The sequence below is a fragment of the Collinsella aerofaciens genome (assembly GCF_015553355.1).
GTDB lineage: Bacteria > Actinomycetota > Coriobacteriia > Coriobacteriales > Coriobacteriaceae > Collinsella > Collinsella aerofaciens_V.
The window spans coordinates 1-24,321 of the sequence record NZ_JADNGN010000025.1 but is presented as its reverse complement, the minus strand read 5'-3'; the positions used below and the strand labels follow the sequence as shown (position 1 = coordinate 24,321).

Genomic DNA, 24,321 nt, shown 5'->3' with positions numbered 1-24,321 from the left:
CGATGTCTAACTAGCCGCGGAAGCGAGCTATGGGTGCGAGTGGCTGCTCGCGAAAGACCCGCTCGACGGCGGCGCGGTATTCGTCGACCTTTTTGGTCTTACGTACGAGCTTGTGAACGGTAGCGGGGTCGGCGAAAGCGCACTTGGCGTAGAACCACCACTCCTTCATACGAAAGACCGCGTTGCCGCCAATCTCTTCTGCATAGACCGCAAACAGCGTGTCGTGGAAACGCTGCAGTTCGGCTGCCGTGGCAGCAGGACCGCCCTTAACCATGCGAGCCAGCGCGGGGTTCGCGAGCAGGCCACGCCCTAGCATTACATGGCGCGTGTCGGGATAGGCCTCCGCCAGCGCGTCCATATCCTCAAGATCGAAAATGTCGCCGTTATAGGCCACCGGAAACGGCGCACGTTCCAGCGTCTCGCCGTAAAACTCCTTGCGCGGCGAGCCCGTATAACGGTCCTTCTGTACGCGCGGGTGCACAATCAGCTCTGCCAACGGCATGCGGCAATACAGATCGAGCACACGTTCATACTCGTCATCGCGTTCCAACCCCAGCCTGGTCTTTACCGATACCGGCAACGGCGACCGCTCGCACACATCGCTTAAGAACGCCTCGAGCTCGTCGAGATTGCGCAAGAAACCCGAGCCCTTGCCCTTGGCGACAACCGTTCCCGAAGGGCAACCCAAGTTGAGATTGACCTCGCGATAGCCCATGCCGGCGAACACCTGTGCCGCCCACACAAACTCGTCCGCGTTCTTGGACATCAGCTGAGGCACCACGTTGAGCTCCTGGTTATTGGCAGGATCAATCTCCTTAAACGCCTTGCCGCCAAAGCGGTTTCCCACCCGCGGCGGCGGCAAAAACGGCGTGTAATAGCAATCGAGCGCACCGAAGCACTCCGCATGCACGCGACGGAACACATGCCCGGTAATCCCCTCCATAGGGGCCAACGATAGAATCATCAACATCTACTCTCAAATCAATGAGGCAAAGGGGCCGTCCCTTTGTCACATGCATTATGCCTTGTGCTTCAGGCGATTCACAAGGAAGAGGTAGCTACTGAACGATGACCACCCTCCAGCCGCACCCCATACAACGAGGTCTAATACTTTTCCGAGAAGTGAACGACCGTTTTTGGACCCCCGAAGCATCGACATTTTTAGACGTCAAAACCGCAGGATTTTGCTGGTAAAACCGCAGGAAATTGCATCTCAAAAGTGTCGACGCTTCGGAGGTCCATTTTGACTCGTTCACTTCTCGGAAAAGTATTAGACCTCGATTTACATGCCACTCAATGTGACAAAGTGGCTGCTCCTTTGTCACATTCGATGAAAAAGGGCACCGATGTTAGTCGATGCCCCAAAGCGGCTGCAGGTTAAGCCCTACAGCGTATGTCTAAGACGAATCGAACTATTCGTCCCAGGAGAGGTTCTTACCAGTCTTTTTTGCCAGCAGCAAGAACAGGCCGATAATAACGTTGCATGCGATGCAGAAGATGAAGACGCCCTGGAAGGAGCCGACAAGCTCATAGACCTTCATCATAACGGGCATGCCAAAGGCACCGACGATATAGCCCACGGAGCAGATCAGCGCGAAGATGCGACCGAAATCGCGGGAGCCAAAGACATCCATAACCAAAACGGTCAGGGCAGTGCCAGCGATGACGTACATTACGTCGTTCACGCCTGCTGCGAGGATGCTGAGCGTCGAGTTGCCGCTGCTCATCATGAGCATGACAAAGGAGAGGATGGAGACAGCGAGCCAGCCCAGAATGGCCTTCGTGCTGCCGAACCTATCGCAAGTGGTGCCGACGATCGGATTGAGGAACAGATCGAAGAGCGATGCAGCGGATACCATGAAGCCGCCCACCATGGGGCTAAAACCAACCTCGGAAGCATACGTCGGGAAGAGCTGGTTCATGCAGCAAGTGAGCTGAACGAGACAGAGGAAGCCGATGCAGAAGAAGAAGGCAGGCGACTTAATGGCGCGCGCATAGCTAACGCCACGCGTGCTATCCTCGGTCGTCTCCTCGGTCTCGATGACCGTCTCGCCCTCGACGTAGCCATAGGGCAGCATGCCCTTGTCCTGAGGCTTGTAGCGGATGATCAGAATGGAAGCTGGGAGAATGAGCACTGCGGAAACACCGGCGAGCACCAGATAACCAGTTCTCCAGCCAGCGACCTCGATGACAGAGGTGATGACGGGACTCATGATGAGCATGTAAATCGAGTTCACTGCCCAAGCGAGACCGATTGCCAGGCCACCAGATTTTTTGAACCACTGGTCAATAACGTCGGACATAGCGACGCCGGTGGTGAAGGCGAAGCAAACGCCAATCAGGGCGCCAGCGGCGATGAACATCCAGACTTCGGTGTAGAAGGCCATGCCTGCGCCGGCAGCGAGCAAAATAAGCTCGACAACGGGGAGCCAAACCTTGCCAACGACCTTGGGAATGAGTTTTCCGACAAACGGAAGAGCTGCCGCAAGACCAATGAGCGTTGCGGTGAAGTAATACGAGAAGATGGAATAGTCAAACCCGAACTCCTCGCACACGGGTGCGACGAAGGAGCCCGCGATGACGCTATAGGATCCGGTCGTGCCGGCAGACATAAGGCCGAGCGCGATTACGAGAACCCATGCGTAAACCTTGCTGCTCTTTAACTTTGCATTTTCCATTGACGCAGCTCCTAGAGACCCAGAAGGGCACACATAACGGCCTTGATGGTGTGCTGACGGTTCTCTGCCTCACGGAAGATGACCGAAGCGTTGGCCTCAAAGCACTCGTCGGCAATCTCGAAACCCTCGGTGATGATCTCGCGATGAAGGTCGTTCTTGCACTGGTCGAGGAGCATCTTGCCAACACGGTGATCCGCGTTGTGGACAGAGGGAAGCTCATGCATGCAGAAGATGTCGGGATTGTTGGTGCGCTTGCACAGCTCGCTGGTGACGCGATAGGGGTACAGAGACTCGGCATCGCCCAACCAGGAGTTGTAGTCGTCGGGATCCAGAACCTCTTCGCCGCACTCGGGGTTGATGTAGCGCCACTCCTCGGTAACGATAACGTCAACGCCATCCAGGGCATCGAGGTCAGAGGTGATGGTAAAGGTCCTATTGGGAGCGTACTTGGCGTAGCAGGCCTCCACCTCTTCGATCATTTCCTTGCACATCTGATGACGGAGGTCGTCGGGGCCGATGGCGAGGAAGTCCATGTCGAGCATAGCGCACAGACGGCCATACCACACTGGGGCGCCGGCGCAGTTGCCAACGAAAGCCATCTTCTTGCCGCGGCTCGTACGCAGACCGCCCCATTGCTCTTCCATCGTAAGAGCGTCAGCGAGCATCTGAGTCGGGTGATCGCCGAGAGTAAGGGCATTGATGACCGGGATGTCAACCAGGTCGGCGACGTCATAGAGGAACTGCTCGTCCTTCTGTGCGCGGTAGACGATGAGATCGTACATGCCGTTAAAGACGCGCATGGCATCCTTGACGGTCTCGCAGTCACCCATGTGGGAGTTGGTCAGATAAGTGAAGCCCATGCCCAAATCATTGCAGGAGGTCTCGAATGCGCAACGAGTACGGGTCGAGCCCCACTCGAAGTTGGCGAGGACGTTTTTTCCGGGGAAGTAGCGCTGGTCGACACCAGACTTCTTCTGAGCCTTAAGGTTCCAGGCAAGATCGATGAGATAGCGGAAATCCTCGGAGGAGAGATCATGGATGTTGATGTAGTCGCGACCGCGGAGGCTGTTGTTCATGCCTATTTCCTTTCGAATTATTATCAAAATTATTGTTGAATGTGTCCCCGAGGAAAACACGGATATCCCTCGGGGAGCGGTACATGTGGTGCCTAAGCCAAAGAGCGCAGGCTCTAAGGCTCACTAACGACTGGCCGCCACGTCCTTAGTCCAGCAGTGCACGCCGCCGCCGGACAGGTTAAGCGCGAGGGAATCAATCATGATGACCTTGCGATCGGGGAAGCAGCTCTCAAGAACTGCCTTGGCCTGCTCATCCTTCTCTTTCACGACCTCGCTCATGCCCTCGTGGTAATAACGCTGGCCAAGAACGACGCCGTTGCAAATCAGGAAGTTGCAGTAGCTCGCTGCGGCGTAGAAGTGGACGGGGCCCTCGGGCCAGGGGGTGCCATCCATAAACTTGCCGCCCATTTCGTCGATGAAGCCCTTATAGAGCTCGTAATCTTCATCGCCAGGGGCGATAACGACTTCAATAGGCTCGGCGGTGGGCATACGAACGATCTCGAAGGGCTTGCCCTCCCAGTCCGTTTCGTTGCTCAGGATCTCGTAGGCTGCCTCAATGCGGCGACGAGACTCTGCTCCAGCCTTGCTCGAGGCTGCCTCTTCATCGGACACCTCGGCAAGAAGAATCTTGTTCGGAGTGATAAAGCGACACATCTCATCAATGTGAGCTGCAAAGCTCATGCCAAAGACGGGAGTTCCGTCTTCCTTCTCGTCGAGGATGCCCAGTCGATAGTCGTCGTCCTCGAGCATAGGCTGCGGAAGCCAGATAACCTTGTTGAGGTTGTAGATGCGCTTATACTCGGCCTCTACTTCCTCTTTCGTGAACTCGGGATTACGCTTGCGGCATTCCGTGTCCTCGATGGCGATCAGAGTGCCGTGACCGTCAAACTCGCGGTCGCCGCCCTCCGAAACCATTTCGGAATTGACGATATCGAAGCAACCGAGCGCAACCGCCATGTGAACCGCTGCCTTACGTGCGGACTGGCACTCCGGGGAGTTCTTGTCCCACACGCCGTAATAGGTCCAAGCGGGGTTGACCATATAAGAATGGCCCTTGTCGTCGACCATGATGCTGGGACCGTTGTCGCGGACATAGAAGTTGGAGTCTTCGAACTGCGTGATCTCGATGCGATCGAGATCAACCCCCTCCTCCTTCAGGCGCGAGCAAGCCTCCTCATAGGAGCCGGGGGTACCGCAATTGAGGTTGACCGTAACGTCGCCATACTCGAGCAGAGCCTTGATCACGTCAACGCAGGGCTGACGGTTATCGTAACCCTCTGCACGGATGTAATCGGGAAGCCATGTCACATAGACGTTGGAGCGCTTCTCGAACTCGCCCGGCATACGATAGTTCTCGTACATGGTTGGTCCTTCCGTCGGGTTTCCCGCGATGCTGTCCGGCCGCGACAATAGCGGGGTTTCACCTGCTATAGTACTACTATACCTACCGTTCGGTAGATAGTTTTGAATAATTGCCGCTCGCCTACTGATACATACCGTTCACCGTATATAGTGGTCATGTTTGGACACGAATTGATGTTCCGTTGCCATCCTTAATAATGTTGATAGTGCGGAAGTGATTTACAATGGAGAAATGCAGCGTGAGCACAAGAAAAAAAATATTGGACGCAATGTACGATCTTGTGGCAGAAGTCGGTTATGACAAAGCGTCTATCGGAAAGATTTGCGACTTTGTCGGTATATCCAAGCCGTCGGTGTACTACTACTTTCCCTCTAAAGAGGAGATTTTCACTACGCTCTTGGACAGCATGTTTCCGACCATCGACTATCAGCGCGACTACTCGCTAATAGTCGATAGGGACGGGTTCAAGGCCGCGCTTATCGAGCTCGGCAATTCAGTTATAGGTGGCTATCGAAGCGATGAAAAGCGCCGGCGCGTGCTGGCCGAGGTTAGCGTCCAAGCAAATCGAATTCCTGCAGTTCAGGAACGTCAAGCGACGGCGACCAAACGAACCATGGATGCGCTTAAAGACATCCTTCTTCATGGTGTAGAGATTGGCGCGTTTTCCGATAGTACCGACGTGATGCTCTACGCACAAATTCTTTATACCGTTCTGGAGGGAGCGAGCAATACGGTCGCTCAAGGTGAGGATATCGATGAAAAAGCGGTTTGGGCGGGAATAGTCGAGCTTATGTTCAAATAAACCAGCCAAGCTGAAGCGCATGTTGGCACCCATGGTGCCTGCGGGCAACCTTTAAAACGAAAACAGGGGTCGACTCCAGTCTGGCTTGGAGTCGACCCCTGTTGCGTGGCAATCTATGCCGATGCAAATCGGCGCTTATTACTTTTCAGCAGCCTTATTTTGAGAAAGCCGGAAACGATAGCAAACGCAGCAATCATAAGGTTGCAGGCAATGCAGAAGATAAATACTCCCTGGAATGACCCCGCCATGCCGTAAACCTTCATCATGACCGGCATTCCAAAAGCACCGACGACATAGCCCGCTGAGCAAACGATCGAATAGATCCTTCCAAAATCGCGTGATCCAAAGAGCGAGAGTAGAAGCATCGGCATTGCGGTTCCAACGATGGCGAACATGACATCGTTTACACCAGCTGCAATGATGGAAACGGTCTCATTGCTTCCGCCAATGATAAGAAGCAGGAATGAAAGAATGCTGACACCTGTCCATGCGACCGTTGCTTTAATAGCGCCAAGCTTGTCGCATGTTTTGCCCACGAAGGGATTTAGGAAGATATCGGAGAGTGAAGCTGCCGAGACCATTAAGCTTCCTACGATAGGATTGAAACCGACCTCGCTTGCATAGGTTGGAAACAGCTGGTTCATGCAGCAGGTGAGCTGCGCCACGCAAAGCAAGAGGACGCAGAGAATAAAAGACGGCGTTTTCGCGGCATCGCGGAGTGCCATGCCCGAAAGAACATCTTCCTGCTCATCGGCGCTGCAGCTCTCATGGGTTTCGGAGGCGGTCTCTCCGTACGGAAGCATGTTGCGATCAGAGGGGTTAAGGCGAATGATAAATGCGCTTGCAGGCAAAATCATAGCTGCAGAAACGGCCGCAAGCACGATGTATCCCGTACGCCAGCCTTGCTGCTCGATGACCAGCGTAATGACAGGACTCAATAACAGCGTACAGAGAGAATTAACGCCCCAAGCGAGGCCGATGGCAAGACCGGACGATTTGCTGAACCATTGGTCAATGACATCGGACATGCAGACGCCCGTTGTAAACGAAAAGCAGATGCCGATCACTGCGGCGGAGACGGTGAACATCCAGACCTCGGTGTAGAACGCCATTGCGGCGCCGGCGGCAATAAGGACGAGTTCAATGCAAATATGCCATGGTTTGCCGATTACTTTTGGAATGAAGCGACTCAAAAGCGGAAGCCCAAGCGCAAGGCCAAGAAGAATCGCGGTGAAATAGAAAGAAAAAGAAGTGTAGTCAAAGCCCAGATCTTCACATACTGGAGCAACGAATGAGCCGGCAATAATGCTATATGTGCCAGTTGTTCCGGCGGACATTAAGCCGAGCGCAATAACGACGACCCAAGCAAATGCGCCGCTTTCACGGAGACAATCTTTTTTGGCTGGTGTGGTGAGAGTCATGGTTGCTCCATTTCTATCGGCAATACATCCTATATGCCTACCGATAGGTATATAAACCAGAGGACTCTTCGTCAAGCATTAAGCGGGGGGAGGGAGTTCTTAACCTGCCGAACGGTAATTAGACCCCGATTTCGCAAGGGTCTCAATGTGACAAAGGGACTGTCCCTTTGTCACATTATTCGGAGCGCAGGGCTTCCACGGGATCCTTTTTGGATGCGCTGCGGGCAGGCAGCAGGCCGGCAACGACCGTCAACAGCACCGAAATCGCGATGAGCACTAGCGCATCCCGCACGGGCAGGCTCATCAGATTGGGTATCTGTTTGGCCGCAAGCGCCCAAGCATTGACCGGGAAGCTCACGGCCACCACGACGACAATGGCAAAGACACCGGCGATAAGCCCCTCAATAAAGGTCTCGGCATTGAATACGTTGGCCACGTTGCGCTTCGACGCGCCGATCGCGCGCAGAATGCCAATCTCCTTTTTGCGCTCCAGCACGCTGATGTACGTGATGATGCCGATCATGATGGAGCTCACCACCAGGCTGATACTCACGAATGCGATGAGCACCAAGCTGATGGTGTTCACGATGTCGGTCACCGAACCCATGATGATGCCCATGTAGTCTGTGTACAAAATTGCCCGATCATCGTGGCCAGCGGCTTTGACCTGCTTGTTGTACGCATCGATGCGATCGAGTACGCGCTCCTTGGCCTCAAAGTCGCGCGGGAAAATCTTGACCGAGATGGGATCCGCCTCGTCCGCATAACCCAACGTGGTCAGATTGTTGTCGTAGGTGAGCTTCGAAGCCTTGGCATAGCTCATCATGAGCGAACTCAGGTCCTCGGCGTCCATGTTGAAATGGATGGCGCGGGCAAAGGCACTCGCATCCACACGCATAGCGCTCGCTAGGTTGGCAAAACTCGAAGACATCTGCGTCGCCATCTGGTCCATAAGTCCAGCCGTGCCTGCCTTGAGCTGAGCTGACACCGTCGCCGCAATCTGGTCGCTGATCGACTTCATCATCTGATCCATAGCCTGCTGCAGATACGGAGCCAGCTGCTTTTGCACATAGTCGGTCATCGCCTGCTGCAGGCGCTCGGCCAGGGCATCGCCGCCGAGCGCTTTGAGCTGGGCCAGGATTTGCTGGGCTGCCGTATCACTCTCAAGATACGCCGAGAATGCGGCAGCAAGCTTTGACGCGTCCTTCAGATCATCGGGTGACAGCGCCCTAAACTGATCAGACTGCAAAAAGCTCTCAAACAGCTGGTTGGCTAGCGTTCCCACCTGCTGCATTTGCTCGGGCGTGAGTTCCAGGCCGTCAAAGATGCCCGAGAAATCTGGAGCCGGCGCTTTGGCCATGATGTCACCAAAGTCGATGTCCTTGCCAACGCCCGAAAGATCAATATCCAGGCCCGACAGATCGACGCCCGAAAGATCAATGCCGTCGCCGGCCGCACCCGAGAGCGCAGAAGCATCGAACGAGAACGCGCTCTTGAGCGCCGCCTCGTCCACACTGAACATGCTGCCCAGATCAACGCCTTGCTTGGCCTCGCCTTGCAGTTCGTCGAAGGTTTTGCCCGTAAAGACATCCGTCTCGGGGTGGGCGAGTTGCTCCTGCACAATCTGCGAATCGGCGGCGCGCTCCATAAGCTGGCGAGTCAGTGCATGCGTATAGGCAATACCCGGAGACAACGCGCTCGCGTTGGCGGTCTCGTTAGGTCGCACCACACCCACAATGTGCACGTCGATACCGTCGGCAACCTTGGCCGTCATAAAGTCGGCATCGTCAGACATGTCAGTCCACATGCCGGTCTCTTCGTTTTTGCGATAGGCATCGGCCGGCGACAGCACCTTAAACGTCGTGGACAGTGCATCGTCGTAGGTAAATTCGGTGCCGGTCTCGGGCGTTTCGACCCCACCGTCAGCCGTCATAGCGCTGTTTACCAGATCGTTGAGCTCATTGATATCCAGCGCGCCGATGCTGTAAAGCGTGTAGTCACCCACCGTGCCACGACTCGAGAGCACCATTACGGCTTCGTTGGCGGACGTGGGCCAATGACCGGCGACGACATCGTACTGACTGTCGAGCAGGCTCTGGTCGTCGATCATCTCGTTAAAGACCGAGGTTCCCATGGATTCCATGCTCACCGTTGCCGCCGAGCTCGCGCCTCCACTCATGGCCTCGGTCATGGCGTTGGGCACCAACCGGATAGGCTTCTCGTCGCCCTTACCCGCACGATAGACAACCGGCGATACACCGTAGCCGTACTGAATGGCGTTGACCTCTTTGTCGATGCCGTCGCCACCGGCATCGAGCCATGCCTTAAAGCTCGTCATGTCGTTGGACTTAACGCTCGCAAACATATCCTTTACGGCCGTGACCACGGGAATCTTATCGTTTCCCTGAGCCTTGTCGCCGGCACTGTCGTCGGACGAATCCACGTTTTCAGGCGAGTCATCATCCGCAGCCCCCTGTCCGCCCATCATGGACGACAGGTCGTAATCCTGCTTGGAAATGGTGAGCGGGTAGCTCGAGAGCGTATCCTCCTCGACCTTTTTGATGTAGCCGTTTACGCCATTGGAGAGCGCCAGGATCGCCGCGATACCGATAATGCCAATCGAGCCCGCAAAGGCAGTCATGGCCGTGCGGCCCTTCTTGGTCATGAGGTTTCGGGCAGAAAGCCCCAGCGCCGTCACAAAGCTCATCGAGGTTTTGCGCGTAGGCTTGGCTTCGCGGCGCGTGGCGTCAGCGACATCGAAAGGATCGGAATCGTCGGTGATCTTGCCGTCCGCCAGGTTGACGATGCGTGTGGCGTACTGGTACGCCAGCTCGGGATTGTGCGTGACCATAATAACCAGACGGTCGCGCGCCACGTCCTTGAGCAGATCCATGACCTGCACGGATGTCGTTGAGTCCAGGGCGCCGGTCGGCTCGTCTGCCAGCACAATCTCGGGATCGTTGATCAGGGCGCGGGCGATGGCCACGCGCTGCATCTGTCCGCCGGAAAGCTGGCTCGGGCGTTTGTTAACGTGCTCGCCCAAGCCGACTTTCTCCAACGCCTCGCGCGCACGCTGGCGGCGCTCGGCATGCCCCACGCCCGTGAGCGTGAGCGCCAGCTCCACGTTTTCCAAAATGGTCTGATGCGGAATGAGGTTATAGCTTTGGAACACAAAGCCGATGCGGTTGTTGCGGTAGGCATCCCAATCGCGGTCGCGGAAGTCCTTGGTCGAGATGCCGTCAATCAGCAGGTCGCCAGAATCAAAGTGGTCGAGTCCGCCGATAACGTTGAGCATCGTGGTTTTGCCCGAACCCGAGGGACCCAGAATGGCCACGAACTCGTTATCGCGAAAAGACAGGCTCACGCTGTCGAGCGCCACCTGCGTAAACGACTGCGTAACGTACCTTTTGCAAATACCTTTGAGCTCCAGCATGGACGGCAACCTCTCCTGCGCAGGCACCCTGCCCGCTCTCCTCCGCCGTTCGTATTCGACGCGTTTGTCCTACTCTATCCCCATTTTTTGCCGACGCCAGTGAGGAATGTAACAAACCGCGCCAAAAAACGAACGGGACGGCGCCCAAAAGAAGAGGTCCCGAGCGGGACCTCTATATGGTGGAGCTTATCTTGGAAGGTAGCGGACTACTTCGCACAGCGGTGCACGATCATCGCCATGCTTTACGCGTTTTCTACTGCTCGCTATTCGCAATCGCCTGGTCGATAAGCTTGTCGAGCGCTGCGCGCTGCTCAGCGGAGCTGATGGCGCCCACGATGGGCTCCCCTACGATGTTGCCATTCTGATCGATGACATACGTTGTCGGGAACGAGAACAAATTTGACGTAAACTTACCGGCCTCGCTATCCGACTTGAACCAGATGTTCTTATATGTCACGCCCTTCTTGCTCAGTACGTCCTTGGCATCTGCAATCTCGCCCTTGTTGCCATCGAGCGTAAAGGAATTGACGCCCACGACCTGGCCGCCCTTCTTGGCAAGCTCCTTATTCAGGTCCTCAAGGTCGCCCAACTCACCCACGCACGGCTTGCAAGTGGTGAACCAGAAGTTCATGACGGTGACCTTGTTCTTAGAGAACAGCTCGTCGCTGTTCACGTCATTGCCATCCAGGTCCTTGCCCGTAAAGCTGGGGAACTTCGTCGCCTCGCTCGAAGCATTGGCACCAGCCGTCATGCCAGCGGTCGAAGCGTCGACGCTCTCGCCTGCACTCGGCGTGCTTCCACAGCCGGGGAACTCCTTCTCCAGGCTCTCGAGCTTGTCCTCGATCTCCTTGATCTGCTGTGCACCGGCCTTGAGTGTCTTAAGCTCATCCGCCGTGAACTCATCCTTGGCGCCGTCGATGGTCTTGAGCAGAAAATCGCCGTAATTGCTGCCGTCCTCAATCATTGCCGAGTCTTTATTTGCCGCATTAAATACCTTTTCCCACAGCGCGTTATCACTCGAAAAGATCTCGTTCTCCTTCTGCATGAGTTTTGCATACAACTCGGCGGCCTCGTCGGCATTGGCCGGCTTCTGCGCAGTAAGTTCTGCGATCTTAGGATCGGAGCCCGCAGATTCACTCGCATTGCCACCGGGTGCCGAGCACGCCACAAGGCACAAGGCCAATACCGGCACCATAAACAGGGCCGCAATCTTAGAAAGCTTCATGGTCATTCCTCCGTTTTGTCGAAGCTTGTTTACTTTTTATCGGCGGTCAAGGGGAGCTTTTCCGCCGACACATCCAGGCCATAGCGATAGCTGATGGCATCGACGGGACAGGCCCCGATGCACTTTCCGCACCGGATGCATTCGGCATGATTGGGCGCGCGGACCACATCAACGTCCATCTGACAAACCTTTGAGCACTTGCCGCACGAGACACATTTGCATGCATCGACCCGAATCCCCAGCAGGGATACCTTATTCATGAGCGCATAGAATGCGCCGAGTGGACAAATCCATTTGCAGAAGGGGCGGTAGAACAAAACGCTCAGCACTACCACGGCAATGAGAACGGCAAGTTTCCAAGTAAAGAGATGTCCCAACGCAGATCGAATGCCGGCATTGGCAATGGCCAGCGGAATGGCGCCCTCGAGTACGCCCTGCGGACAGATGTACTTACAAAAGAACGGGTCGCCCATGCCCACATCGTTAACCACCAAGACGGGTAGCAGCACCACGGCAAACAGCAACACGACGTACTTGATGTACGTGAGCGGCTTGAGCTTTTTCGTGGAGAACTTTTTGCCGGGAATCTTGTGCAGCAGCTCCTGCAGCCAGCCAAACGGGCACAGAAAGCCACATACAAAGCGTCCCAGCAGCACGCCGAGCAAAATGAGCGTACCGGTAACATAGTAAGAAAAGTTGAACTTGGACGAGCCCACCACCGACTGGAACGACCCGATGGGGCACGCACCCGATGCCGCGGGGCACGAATAGCAATTAAGTCCAGGTACGCAGACTGTTTTTCCCGCGCCCTGATAGATGCCGCCTTTGGCAAAGTTTGGCAGGTGAATGTTGGTGACGAGCGTCGCCGCCGCCTGAATGAATCCGCGAAATCGAGCCAAAACATGCGACGCAGTGTTTTCTCTTTTATCCAATTCCGATACACTCCAAGCACAGCCTAATCGCTTTGGCCAGCACGGCATCTGCCTCGCCACGCATAACGCCAAAGCACACCATGGCAATTCCGACGATCAACAAAGCGACCTGTACCACGGGCTTTACCGCTTTGAACAACCTGACCACTCCTTTCGTTACGCGACCATTGGACCATATCGACTATAAAATCCGTGTTAAGCGCGATTTGGAATGTGCAAGGAGACTGTTATGCGTATTTTGATCGTCGAAGACGAGCGAGCGCTGTGCGATGCAATCGCGCGCAGCTTGCGAAACTTGGCGTACAGCGTCGACTGCTGCCACGACGGACAGGAGGCGCTCGACCTGCTGGGCGTCGAAGTCTTTGACCTCGTGGTACTCGACCTCAACCTTCCCCGTATCGATGGCATGACCGTGCTCAGGGAACTTAGGAAAACCGACTGCGAGACCAAGGTACTGATTCTGTCCGCACGCGGCGAGGTCGCCGACAAGGTCGCCGGACTCGATGCCGGCGCCAACGATTACCTTACCAAGCCGTTTCATCTTGACGAGCTTGCGGCAAGGATCCGCAGCCTTACCCTCAGGCGCTTTGCACAAAGCGACATAGTATTAACCTGTGGAAAGCTCCGCTTTGACACCAAGGCGCGCATCGCTTCCGTGGGCAGCGAGGCCTTATCTCTTACACGCAAGGAAACGGGAATCTTGGAATACCTGATGCTTAATCAGGGGCGACCGGTAAGCCAAGAGGAGCTTATCGAGCACGTTTGGGATAGCACCGTGAACAGCTTTAGCAACGCAACCCGCGTTCACATCTCGTCGCTCCGAAAAAAGTTGCGCAGCGCTTTGGGATACGACCCGATTCGCAATCGGATTGGAGAGGGCTACGTTATGGAGGATAGCGAATGAAAGGGCTTTCGCTGCAATGGCGCATAACGATCATGACGGCGCTGCTGACGTGTGCGGCGTGCGTGCTGACGAACTGCCTGGTCGGCTATACGGGCATGCGCTATATGGATGCCATCGGCAGTGACATCTCGGCCTTTAACGCAACCGGCGAAGATTCGCCCCAGGCGTTCGACCCAACGAAAGCGACCCCCGATGACAGGGTCACGATCGTCGTAAACGACGCACAGGAGTCTTTTGGCACGACAACCTGGTACATCACGGCTGGAGTCACACTCCTTGGCGGCGTGCTGACATACTTTGTGAGCGGCCGTGCGCTCAAACCGCTACGGGATTTTGCAGCCCAGGTTGAGCGTGTGCAGCCTGACAACCTAAGCGAAATCAGACTCAGTGAAGATGTGCCCACCGAGCTACAACAATGCAGCGCCTCTTTCAACGACATGATCGCCCGTCTTGGCGAAGGATTCTCTGCACAGCGTCAGTTTACCGGCAACGCCGCACACGAGCTGCGCACCCCGCTCGCCCTTATGCAAGCACAGATTGAACTATTCATCTCCGAGCACTCCGGTCTGCAATCCGAAACAGCCGAGCTGCTCGGCCTGCTACAAGAACAAACCGAGCGCATGTCTCGAATGACCAAGGTATTGCTTGAGATGAGTGAGCTCCGCAGCGTTCCTTGCGAGGACGATGTTGAACTCGGCCCCCTGTCCGAAGAGGTCCTCACCGACCTTGCGCCACTTGCCGAAAATAAGGGCATAGCCCTCAATTGTGCTGGAGACGCTTTAGTAATCGGAAGTGATACGCTCCTCTACCGGCTGGTGTTTAATCTGGTCGAAAACGCCATCCGTTACAGCCGCTCCGGCTCGACTGTCAACGTCTCCATCTGCGACAACGACAGCCACGTGATCCTGCGAGTCAAAGATGAGGGCCCGGGAATACCCAAGCAGTACCGAGAGAGCATCTTCCAGCCGTTCTTTCGTCTAGACAAATCCCGCAGCAGAGCATATGGCGGCGCAGGACTCGGACTAGCGCTCGTTTGGGAGATTGCAGCGCTTCACGGTGGCACAGTAGAGGTCGAAGAAAGTTCCGAGAACGGTACTACCATGCTCGTGACCCTCTCAAAGGGGGCCACCACGTGATCCGACTGTCCAGGGGTCCCACTCGGCATTGCGAAACGCGTCCCAAAACTTGGACATGAGAAATGGGAGGCAGTTCGCATCTGTGCCGAGGACGAAGTCCTGGCGGGAATTCAGGATGCGCAGAGGAAGCTTACGGCAGAAAACCCCGACAGAGTCGTGACCGTCGGCGGCAACTGTATGGCGTCGCTTGCCCTCTTCGATTACCTGCACGGGAAATACGAGAACGTTGGAATCGTCTGGATCTATGCGCATCCGGATGTATCCACGCTGAATGATGGCTACCCCAACGCTCACGCCATGGTACTTGGCAACCTTTTGGAACAGGGTGCACCGCAACTCGTTTCGCGGATGCGGCATCCGGTGTTTAAGCCGAGCGATGTCCTGCATGTCGGGCTACAGCAGCTCCACGACTATCAGGAAGTTTGCTTAAACAAGCATAGGTGTTGCGGTTTTAGCCGATGTCCTCATGGAGGAAAACGACATGCTGGGTCTGTCTGATTAAAGTCCAACAGTTTCCATGAGGCATCTAGCACGGTAAAAGCTAAAGACCCGGGAGATCCCAAACTGTCAACCATCTTTACGGGTGCAAGGGAAACGGGCAAGACAGCCCCCTCTCGCTCCTATCCGAAACGGCGCTTGAACACGGCTGGATTGCAGCGAATGTCTCCGCCATGCCCGGCATGCTCGAAGATATCATCGAGCACACAAAGGAGGCCGCAGGCCGTTACCTCTCGCAGCCCCATACACGCGTGAGCGGAGTTCAAGTTGGGCAGCGGGGCGGTTTAGCGCGCCAATATAATCAAATCGTGCACTTCCATAGCCTCTCGTCTACGTGGTGTACCGTCGTCTCCCCTTTTATCAGAGTTGGGCGATTTCAGGCACCCGAGCTGAACTCAAATTGAACTCAACGATGCCTTATCGGTCGAGGGCGTCCTAGCGAGAATATACAGAGGCGCACATTTCGCAGGGAACCTCCCATTCGTTATCATATCGGGATGCTGTCAAGGCAGCGTCAATGCGTTCGACCTACACCTTCTCGCTTTTCGAGGCCTCGTCTGCAGGACCATCGGAATCGATACGGAATCGATCGGCATACCATTCATCCGAAGCAATCACCTTATGGAGCATCTGGAGATGCAGGTCGACATAGTGGCAGAACGCCTTGCCGCATTCCACGAGAGGCGCATTGTTTCTCTCGTTGGGCTCGGCTCCAAAATTAAACTCGACCTCATAGCCCTCCCCAGGCACACCCATGCTCGGCAGAACATCAATGGAGAAGTGGACGAATCCAGACGTCACCTTGTATACATCTTTTACCTTTGGATCGAACTTCTCGAGTAAGTCTTGAAGTCTTCCATCGGACATCTTCTCACCCGAGAAATCTTTCAGCTTGTTCACAGGCACACCTTGAAACACCTGCTTGAGAAAGTCATCCTGGTCTTCGGCGGCGAATAATGCGAATGTCCGCAGGCAGACTCCAACCTGTGCGCGGAGAAGCTGGGCGACGCAAACAAGATTCCTCGACTCGAGCATGGAGATGAATCCGTCTATCAGTCTCATCGCATACTCAGAGGAGGATGCCAGATATAGATCCCATTGGGTAAAGTCGCCGTTCATGAAGGGAATCACTGCATTGCGCTCGGCGACTCTCAAGGCACTCAGGCTTTGTTCTATTTTCTCAGCTTCTTGTTTGAACTGTTCGCTATCCAAAATGCCCCCAAATGCCGGCTTCTCAACAAATCAAAAAAGCAGGAGAGACAGAGATTAGGTTCCTGCTCCACTGAACCCGCGCTTCCAGTCGAGACACTCCTCCTCGAAGATCTCCCCAGAGTCCCGTCTCTCGCGCCCCTCACGGAACTGTCCATATCAGTGTAGCCAATCCAGGTTCGGGTTTCGCCGGCTTACGCAGCTTGGCGGGCAGAGCGCCCGGGCTCGCTGCGCCTAGGGCGCGGCGGGATCCGCGACGCCGGAGGTGTCGATCTCGCCCAGATTGGCGAGCTGCTCGATGAGGGGGAGGCCCATCGGGTCGTCCACCTCGACGCCGCCGAGCACGATGGTGCTGTCGCGCGTGTCGATTTGGGTTGTGAACACGGCCGGGTCGAAGCCCGAAGCGATAAAGCCAATGCCCGCGAGGACAACACCCGCGGCAACGAGCCCGCCCGCCACGGCGAGGTAGATCTTCTTCGCGCTGGTCATGGTACTCACTCCTTTCTACGCCGCGAGATGCGCGGCAGCGCCGCCCTTCTCGCCCTTGCCCTTCCAGAAGGGCGAGGCGGCCTTCCTCGCCCAGAGCGCCGAAAGGCGCGCAATTTGTTTTAAGGCGGCCCAAGCGCCAGCACCAACGAAGAGCGCCACGCCGACGAGGCCGAGCCCCACGCCCGCCGAGGCGAGGGCGTACGGGAAGTGGCCGATGGTGACGCCGCTTACGGCAAGCAGGAGCTCAACTACGCCCACGCCCCCGAGTGCCGCCGCGACGATCCACACGCAGAGTGCCAGCAGCCAGATGCAGATATAGACCGTGACGGCCACGGCGGCGAAGGCGGCGAGCAGCGGCACCCACACCGGAGAGCCCACGATGGTCAGCACCCACAGCAGCGTGGTGCTGCGCCGGCGCGTCCTCGCGATCGCGCGCGGCACGGCGGGCAGGTCGTCGAGCGTGGCCTCCGCCACCTCGCCGGGTGTGCCCATGGCGGCCACGGCCTCCTCCTCGCTCATACCGTCCTCCATGCGGTCAGCGATGGCCTCCGCATAGAACGCCTTGGTCTCCTCCACCTGCTCGGCCGGCAGGCAGGCGAGCAGCTCGCCCAACCGGCCCAGAAACTCATCGCGCGTCATGGTGCGCCCCCTCAACGTATGCGTAAATCTCCCGTACGGACGGCCACTCGGCCAGGAACTCCTCGATGCGCGCTCGCCCGTCGTCCGTGATGCGGTAGTACCGGCGCAGCCGCCCGTTGTGCTCGGCGGAGCGCGCCGTGATGCACCCGGCTTTCTCCAGGCGCTTGAGCAGCGGGTAGAGCGTCGACTCCGTGAGCCCCATGCTCGCCGGTACGTCCTTCACGATCTGGTAGCCGTAGGACTCCTCGCCGGAGACGGCCGCGAGCACGCAGGCCTCCAGGAAGCCGCGCTTCATCTGTGCCTCCATCCGCACACCTCCTCTCGTCATATACTATGCTATACACACTATACGATGCAAGGTATTAGACGTCAACTCTCATCGCGAAGATTCTCCGGCCCCTGCGCGCTGCGAACGTGATGTCGCGGGGCGGTTGGCATTATGCATGAAACGTCAAGTAACGCTCTTTTGATCCACTTCCACTCGGCCCCATTCGCCTTGTACAACGCCCCCTTTCAACCTTGGGTTCAAGAGAGCCGCTAGGCTGGACGTGCCGGACGGTAAAGTCCTGGACGCCATGGTGAACTTCTCCGATGCCATGGGGGTCATGGGTCTACGCCGATGGAGTCCCACGTACGCGGCAGGGCTCGCCCGTCACCGCTGGTCGCCGGACGGTCCCCACGCCCCGCTCGCCAACGCGCAGGCGACAGCAGCAGTCCAGCGCTGGCTGGAGACGCCGGAATGCCCAGAAGATGCGTTTCCCATCGCTGCGGCAGAGCTTTTTGCAGGGGTGGCAGTTTTTCTATATCCCAAGGTCAGATAGGCTTCGGTAGCCACCTTGGAAGCATCGCCAATAGACTCTTCCTTTATACGTTCGGCATAATCGTAGGCGATACCCACAAATTCCAGTCCCGAGCAACAGGAGTACAATTGCTGCAATTGTTGCCAGCTGTTGGGAGATGGAAGATGGACTGCGATGGCTACCCGCGCATTCCCATGCCGTTGATGTGCACCGCCTTTGTGCCGGGGCAGATTGACGCTGCGGTTGCAGGCATTTCCGACCCCGATTCACGCACCATCGCCACGGCAGAAGCGCTGTACTTTCGCGGACAGGCCACGCTCGCTGCCAAGACGGCGCGCCCCTATCTTGACGCCACCGATCCCGCACTGCGCTATTCCGCATGCCTTATCTGCGGATATGCCAGTCTGTCGCTCAACCGTATCGCCGATGCCCGCCGTTGCCTTGCGGGCATCCTCGATACGCCACCTGACGAGGAATCGCCTGCCGTCCACGCCATGCATATCCTGTTCGCCTCCGCCGCGAGCGTCCTGCTGCACGTGCCTTCCCCGTATTCCGCCGAAGAGTTTTATCCGCTTGCGGCGCATCTGCCCGAAGGTCTGCGCTTGTTCGCCAGCTACGTGATGGCGCATGCCCTGTACCTGCGCGGCGAATATGGCCGCAGTCTCGGCATGGCAGAAAACGCCCTGATCATGAAACAGGGAAGCTATCCCATCTCGGAGCTATTCCTGCACTTGTCGGCTTCTATGGCATGCATGAGCCTCAAGGACATCGACGCCGCAAAAACGCACTTCGGAGCCGCTTGGAACATTGCGTGCCCCGACGGCCTTATCGAGCTCATTGGCGAGCACCACGGCCTTTTACAGGGGCTCATCGAGGCGTGCCTAAAACGCAATACCCTGACGACTTCGCGCGCATCATCGAGATCACGTACCGCTTCAGCTACGGCTGGCGGCGCATCCACAACCCCGATTCGGGCGAGGACGTGGCCGACGATCTAACGACCACGGAATTCACCATGGCCATGCTCGCCTGCCGCGGATGGACCAACGCCGAAATCGCACGCCATATGGGAGTATCGCCGGGCACCGTTAAAAACCGCCTATCCGGCGTATACGCAAAGCTTGGCATCGGCACACGCGCCGAGCTGGTCGCCCACATGTTGCGCTAGCGGCCAGACTGTCCGTCGTATCGAAAGCGCTCCAGGGGTCTGACGCTTTCGCGCGCTCAAATTGGACATTTTGGTCATCGAACGGCACTACCGCCACGAGGTGCCTTCTCGCAAAATTGGATTATTTCCACCGATACCTGCGGGATGGGAGCCCAAGATGCTTGATCGCCGTTCGTTACTTGTTGCTGGAGCGTCCTCGCTAGCGAGCATTATGTTGCCTCGCGTGCCGGGAAGCGCAAACGCCTTCATATTGCCGTTCGCGCCCACCGCGGCCTATGCCGACGAAGAGGACCCCTTCAAGGTGCTCGTTCTCTCGCGCACCATGTTTGGTGTGGTCGTGGTCGACGTCGCCAACAAGAATATGCCCATCGCGGGTGTCCAGGTCACGCTCACGTCGCGCTATGCTACAGGCAAGCGGCTCACCGCCACGACCGATGACGAAGGCACGGCCATCTTTGAGGTCGCGCCTCTTTCGGAAGGCTACGTAGACGAGGCAACGCTTCTCGACGCGTACGACTTTAACGGCGGTATCTCCATTAGCATGGCGGGCTACCGTGATGTCGAGATTCCCCTTGCGCGTATCCAGGGCGGCACCGCCATTACCGCACCCACACGTCCGCTTTCCGACGGCGAGCCGTACTTTCGACAGCTCACATTCGACGAATGGGACATCCAGTACGCCGACGCCACGTTTATGGCAATGCCAGCGGACGAAGCAGCAAACGACCAGCCCAACACGCACGCCTTTACCGTGCAGGCCCATCTGCCGCAGGGCGGGCAGGCAACGCTGTGCATCAACAAGGTAATGCCCGCCACGGGTAGCTCGCCCGAAACCGTCACGCAAATTGGCCAAGTCAAGGCCAGTGCATCGGGTTCGGATAATCTGGCGACGTTCACACTCGAAGACAAGTTCCTCGATGCAGCTTCGGGCCTTCTGGAGGAAGGATGCAAGCTGCGCTTTGTGCTCGACTACCAGGGCAAAACCTACACGCTCTCATCCCCCATGGCCGTTGCCACCGCACCGGCCTCAAAGGCAGAATCGGGCTCAACGACCATCATCCCCACCACCATGGATCAAGAGATCACTCCGTTTGATTTCCCCGCGGCGTTCCCCGGCATCGGCGGCAACAAGTTCGTCTGCTGGATGCCCACGTTTCCGATTCTCTTCGATTTCTCGTTTGCCGGGTACGTACTGTTTGGCGGCGGATACAAACCGGCCAGCTACATGAACGATTCGGGCAATCCGGATCCGGAATACTGGAAGAAGTCGCCGCGCGAGTCGGGCGCCAAGCAGGCAAACCGCTACCTCGACGAGATGGAGGGGAAGTGGAATCAGTACAAAAGCATGAGTGCCGGTTCGGGCACCGATCCAAGGAACACTAAGCTCCTTCGCCACCATTGCACGCTGCTGTTTACGATGGATATCGCCACACAGGTGTACGGATCGCTCGCCTACGACTGGGTTGGCAAAACTTGGGGCAACAACAACGATCCGGCGTTTGGCAATATTAAGGCTCTCTTCCAAGTAAAAACCGACCTCAACTGGACCGAGCAGTTCACCTTGGGCCCGGTGCCGTTTTTCCTAAACGTCAACCCTTGGGTGCTGGCGAAGCTGGCGCTCGCCGTGGGTGCCCACACGCACGGCAGCGGCGCGGCGTTTTTTAAAAACATTTCGCTTGACTATTCAAACACATCGGGCTCGTTCACCATCCAGATTGGGCTTGCCGTTACCTTTGGAGCCGGCGTTGCGGGCGTCGCCTCGTCTGCCGTGCGCGGCGCCGCATCCCTCACGCTGTTCATTGGGTACGAGAAGGCAGATGGACACCAGCTTCCGCGACTGCGCGTAGGTGCAGACGTCGATGTCGATGTGATACTCCAGTTCGTAATGTTCAAGTGGACCACCAAGGCTTGGTCGGGGTCGTGGCCCACACTCCTCGATTCGTGGAATATGTCGGTGAACAATGCCAACCAGTATGTGCTCCAGCGCTCTGAGCTCGCGTTGGGTGGAGATACGCCTTACACGCTGGATGCCTGCTTTGGCGCGACCAGCAATGCCGAGGCAGGTGATGTGCCGCAGTTTATCGCGTCGGCCACCATCGTCACCAATGCCGAGCTGCTCGCATGCGCCGAAGTTGTAGCCACCCCCGTAAACGTCGTACCAATCGTACGCGATTGGGATCAAGCGGTCACACGCATTGAGCTCGAGGCGGATGCAGAAAGCGACGACACGGGACAGGTCGAACATTTCGTCCATGCACTGATAGAGAACGACGAAAACGCCGCGCCGATGTATGAGTACACCTACATCGGTCAGGCAACGAACGCCGTTGCTGACCCGAACGCCAATTCTACCGGCGTGTCGGAAGACGAGCGTGGCGGCATCAAGCCCTCGAGCGACAACGTGCTGTTTGCTGGCGTGCTCAGCGAAGCTCACATGAAGCTGGCAATGATTGCCGGCGTGGAGTGCCTGTTCCGTATCGCCTCGGTGCGCTACGGCGAGAATGGTCGCTCGCGCCTGGTGGTGCATACAAAAACGAACGGCACGTGGTCCGCTCCCACGCCCGTGGACTTCCCCCTTGGGTTTGGCGAGGGCGATGTGGAGCGCAACGGCATATTCGATTACGACTTCGACGTGGTGGAATATACAGACGGGAGGGGAAACCAGGACGCCTACGTGCTGCTGGTCTCGGGCGAGCGCCCCGCCGGCGACAACACCCTTTTCGATACGGCGAGCACATCCGGCATACTGTCCGTTGTGCGCCTGCGCATAAGTAGTGACGAGACCCGCGTGATATCGCACACGTCGTGGCGCAGCATCTCGCGCGGCCGCCTTCAGGAGGATGGCTACCATTGCCTGCAGTGCCCACGCATCACGGTGGGCAAGACACTTGTCGACGGACGTCTGTCGGGCGCCTATCTCCACCGCCACGGAACCACCGCAGAAAAGGCGCTCGGCAGCGAGGCCGAGGTTGCGCTGGAATGCTTTGCCCTGTGGTCGGATGATTTGGGCGACAGTCTCACGTTCCGTCAGGTCCTCCGCTTTCCGCAGGCACCGTCGAGCATCGAGCTGGGCGCGCCCGAGAATATCAACGGCAAAATGGTGGTACCCGTTGCATACGAGACTGCAGGCGGTTGCGGCTGCGCATCGTACGCCGTGATCGGCCAGTCCATTGCGGGCTGGGGCGTTATGTCGCCAGATGCCACAGTACCCCACGCGGTGCCGTGGCCACAACATTCGGGCTTTTTGGCAACCGTCAACGAGCAACTGCAGCATATTACTTGGACGCGAGGCGCATCGGCATTTGCAATGCAGCCCGTGGGTGCCGCAGGCTGTAGCCCTGCATCGTTTAGCGTAAGCAACAACGGCAGGTGCGTGCTCTATGTAGAGAACACCGATGGCAAGGTGGGACAAACCTACGACGAAGAAGGCAACCCGGTAGCAGTGATGGGCAAGCACTTCCGCATCTTCGCCAGCACCTTGTCAGGCGATCTGTTTACGGAGCCGTTCGTGATGTGCGAGCTGGACCATCCCGTCGATCAGATAACGACATTTTTGACGTCGGGGAGCATGCTCTCCGCGCTCGCCACGCACATTGTGAGCGCGGAGAAGAGCGAGGCAGAACTACACGGCATCGAAGTGCCCTTGGTGGCGTGTGCCACTCCGACGGGCGCGGTCGCTACCTCGGGCGCGGTGGTGCCCGGAGCAGCAGGCGAATCCTTCATGGTCACGGTGCGAAACGACGGTAACACCTTGCTGACCGCCGGCACGATCGATCTGTACCGAGAGGGCTCCAGCCAGCCGTTCTCCAGCGCATCCATCGGGTTCGGAGCAAACGCACGCATGGCTTCGATCTACGATCCGGAGCTTGCCGAGGATGCTTCGGCCAACGACATGGCACACGTGAAGTACGCGCTCGAGACGCTGGGCGCACGTTTTGCAACGCACCCGCTGGTAGCCGACAGCGGCAACGCCGTGCTGGCACCGGGTTGCACGGCACAGTTCCGCATGAGCTTCGCCATCCCCGAGAGTTGGAGCGACGAGGTGGGCAAACGCGTAACGCTATATTCGAAGGCGCGTAATCTGGTGGCGCTCGATCCCGTAACGCTCGAGGAAATTCGACCGGGCGCAAACTCGGCGCTGGGTGCCGTACTGCACGAGCTTCATGTGCCCGACGCGGCATGCGAACGCTCAGAAGTTCAGGTCGGCGTATGCGACAACGCGGATACGACAGGACTTCACGACGCCCCGATGACGGTCGACGGCGATGGCGGCACGAGTGGAGGTGGCTCCGGCGGAAGCAGCTCCGGTAGCGGCAGTGGCTCTGGCAGCGGCAAGGATCACGGCAATCAGAACCACCCTTAAAAAGGGTGGTTTGCTCTTAGGGTATAACCCACGGGCCCCGGGCTCGCGTCTAAAGGCGCGGGCCCGGACTTCGTCCAGGCCTAGTGCATCTTGACCCGTGGCGCGCCGGTCGAATATCATCAGCGAGCTCTTCCCCTTCAGGTAGCCCATGACGCTCGCGACGCTGTACTTCGGCGGGATCGCCA

Annotated in this window: 20 protein-coding genes and 1 pseudogene; 7 read left to right on the top strand and 14 right to left on the bottom strand. The window is 57.3% G+C overall.

What is annotated here, in order from left to right; genetic code table 11:
- Positions 1-10: 10 nt before the first annotated feature.
- The 4 genes from I2D57_RS06940 to I2D57_RS06925 form a co-directional block, all read right to left on the bottom strand.
- Entirely contained in the window at positions 11-964 is a 954-nt protein-coding gene (locus I2D57_RS06940) for a tRNA dihydrouridine synthase (protein WP_195361953.1), read from the bottom strand.
- A gap of 448 nt (positions 965-1,412) precedes the next feature.
- The gene (locus tag I2D57_RS06935; protein ID WP_195361952.1) at positions 1,413-2,678 is read right to left on the bottom strand and encodes an MFS transporter; all 1,266 of its coding nucleotides are present in this window, start codon (positions 2,676-2,678) and stop codon (positions 1,413-1,415) included.
- A gap of 11 nt (positions 2,679-2,689) precedes the next feature.
- Positions 2,690-3,754: an ornithine carbamoyltransferase gene (locus I2D57_RS06930; protein ID WP_006234575.1), complete on the bottom strand. Its 1,065-nt coding sequence runs from the start codon at positions 3,752-3,754 to the stop codon at positions 2,690-2,692.
- Between the two features lie 123 nt (positions 3,755-3,877).
- Positions 3,878-5,116 carry an agmatine deiminase family protein gene (locus I2D57_RS06925; RefSeq protein WP_148346582.1) on the bottom strand — a complete coding sequence of 413 codons (1,239 nt, stop codon included), beginning with the start codon at positions 5,114-5,116 and terminating at the stop codon, positions 3,878-3,880.
- A gap of 269 nt (positions 5,117-5,385) precedes the next feature.
- Here I2D57_RS06925 and I2D57_RS06920 point away from each other — a divergent pair, with 269 nt between their 5' ends.
- Positions 5,386-5,919, top strand: coding sequence for a TetR/AcrR family transcriptional regulator (locus I2D57_RS06920; protein ID WP_229055676.1), 534 nt, complete (start codon positions 5,386-5,388; stop codon positions 5,917-5,919).
- Between the two features lie 113 nt (positions 5,920-6,032).
- On the opposite strand, the gene I2D57_RS06915 is transcribed toward I2D57_RS06920, so the two are convergent.
- The 5 genes from I2D57_RS06915 to I2D57_RS06895 all read right to left on the bottom strand — a co-directional run bounded on the left by I2D57_RS06915 (position 6,033) and on the right by I2D57_RS06895 (position 13,069).
- The gene (locus I2D57_RS06915) at positions 6,033-7,340 is read right to left on the bottom strand and encodes an MFS transporter (protein WP_195361950.1); all 1,308 of its coding nucleotides are present in this window, start codon (positions 7,338-7,340) and stop codon (positions 6,033-6,035) included.
- Between the two features lie 175 nt (positions 7,341-7,515).
- Entirely contained in the window at positions 7,516-10,773 is a 3,258-nt protein-coding gene (locus I2D57_RS06910) for an ABC transporter ATP-binding protein/permease (RefSeq protein WP_195361949.1), read from the bottom strand.
- Positions 10,774-11,026: 253 nt separating this feature from the next.
- A complete protein-coding gene (locus tag I2D57_RS06905; RefSeq protein WP_195361948.1) occupies positions 11,027-11,998 on the bottom strand; it encodes a TlpA family protein disulfide reductase in 972 nt (323 codons plus the stop codon).
- A gap of 29 nt (positions 11,999-12,027) precedes the next feature.
- Positions 12,028-12,930, bottom strand: a complete 903-nt coding sequence (locus I2D57_RS06900) for a 4Fe-4S binding protein (RefSeq protein ID WP_195361947.1) — start codon at positions 12,928-12,930, stop codon at positions 12,028-12,030.
- Positions 12,923-13,069 (bottom strand): CD1871A family CXXC motif-containing protein, encoded by a 147-nt coding sequence (locus I2D57_RS06895; protein WP_040219972.1) that lies wholly within the window; start codon positions 13,067-13,069, stop codon positions 12,923-12,925. Before I2D57_RS06895 ends, I2D57_RS06900 begins: the two co-directional genes overlap by 8 nt.
- Positions 13,070-13,141: 72 nt before the next feature.
- On the opposite strand from I2D57_RS06895, the gene I2D57_RS06890 reads away from it, so the two are divergent.
- Genes I2D57_RS06890 through I2D57_RS10115 form a run of 3 tightly spaced genes read left to right on the top strand, consistent with a single transcriptional unit; the run spans position 13,142 to position 15,468 of the window.
- Positions 13,142-13,834 (top strand): response regulator transcription factor, encoded by a 693-nt coding sequence (locus I2D57_RS06890; RefSeq protein WP_229055672.1) that lies wholly within the window; start codon positions 13,142-13,144, stop codon positions 13,832-13,834.
- Positions 13,831-14,970, top strand: coding sequence for a HAMP domain-containing sensor histidine kinase (locus I2D57_RS06885; protein ID WP_195361945.1), 1,140 nt, complete (start codon positions 13,831-13,833; stop codon positions 14,968-14,970). Before I2D57_RS06890 ends, I2D57_RS06885 begins: the two co-directional genes overlap by 4 nt.
- Positions 14,971-14,997: 27 nt before the next feature.
- Positions 14,998-15,468, top strand: a complete 471-nt coding sequence (locus I2D57_RS10115) for an arginase family protein (protein WP_195361962.1) — start codon at positions 14,998-15,000, stop codon at positions 15,466-15,468.
- Positions 15,469-15,996: 528 nt separating this feature from the next.
- Here I2D57_RS10115 and I2D57_RS06875 read toward each other — a convergent pair.
- From I2D57_RS06875 to I2D57_RS06860, 4 genes are all read right to left on the bottom strand, one after another.
- Positions 15,997-16,680 (bottom strand): hypothetical protein, encoded by a 684-nt coding sequence (locus I2D57_RS06875; protein ID WP_195361944.1) that lies wholly within the window; start codon positions 16,678-16,680, stop codon positions 15,997-15,999.
- A gap of 231 nt (positions 16,681-16,911) precedes the next feature.
- The gene (locus tag I2D57_RS06870; protein WP_118081429.1) at positions 16,912-17,166 is read right to left on the bottom strand and encodes a hypothetical protein; all 255 of its coding nucleotides are present in this window, start codon (positions 17,164-17,166) and stop codon (positions 16,912-16,914) included.
- A gap of 15 nt (positions 17,167-17,181) precedes the next feature.
- On the bottom strand, positions 17,182-17,805 hold the full coding sequence (locus I2D57_RS06865; protein WP_195361943.1) for a DUF1700 domain-containing protein: 624 nt from the start codon (positions 17,803-17,805) through the stop codon (positions 17,182-17,184).
- Complete coding sequence (locus I2D57_RS06860; protein WP_006234594.1) at positions 17,792-18,112, bottom strand: PadR family transcriptional regulator; 321 nt, start codon at positions 18,110-18,112, stop codon at positions 17,792-17,794. Before I2D57_RS06860 ends, I2D57_RS06865 begins: the two co-directional genes overlap by 14 nt.
- 657 nt (positions 18,113-18,769) lie before the next feature.
- Between I2D57_RS06860 and I2D57_RS09915 the strand changes: the two genes are divergently transcribed.
- The 3 genes from I2D57_RS09915 (at position 18,770) to I2D57_RS06845 (ending at position 24,136) form a co-directional block, all read left to right on the top strand.
- Complete coding sequence (locus I2D57_RS09915) at positions 18,770-19,603, top strand: hypothetical protein (RefSeq protein ID WP_229055671.1); 834 nt, start codon at positions 18,770-18,772, stop codon at positions 19,601-19,603.
- Positions 19,588-19,773, top strand: a complete 186-nt coding sequence (locus tag I2D57_RS09910) for a response regulator transcription factor (protein ID WP_271741872.1) — start codon at positions 19,588-19,590, stop codon at positions 19,771-19,773. Before I2D57_RS09915 ends, I2D57_RS09910 begins: the two co-directional genes overlap by 16 nt.
- Before the next feature lie 157 nt (positions 19,774-19,930).
- Positions 19,931-24,136: a carboxypeptidase-like regulatory domain-containing protein gene (locus I2D57_RS06845; RefSeq protein ID WP_195361940.1), complete on the top strand. Its 4,206-nt coding sequence runs from the start codon at positions 19,931-19,933 to the stop codon at positions 24,134-24,136.
- Positions 24,137-24,235: 99 nt separating this feature from the next.
- Here I2D57_RS06845 and I2D57_RS06840 read toward each other — a convergent pair.
- Positions 24,236-24,321 (bottom strand): annotated as a pseudogene (locus I2D57_RS06840) (IS200/IS605 family transposase); the annotation flags it as partial.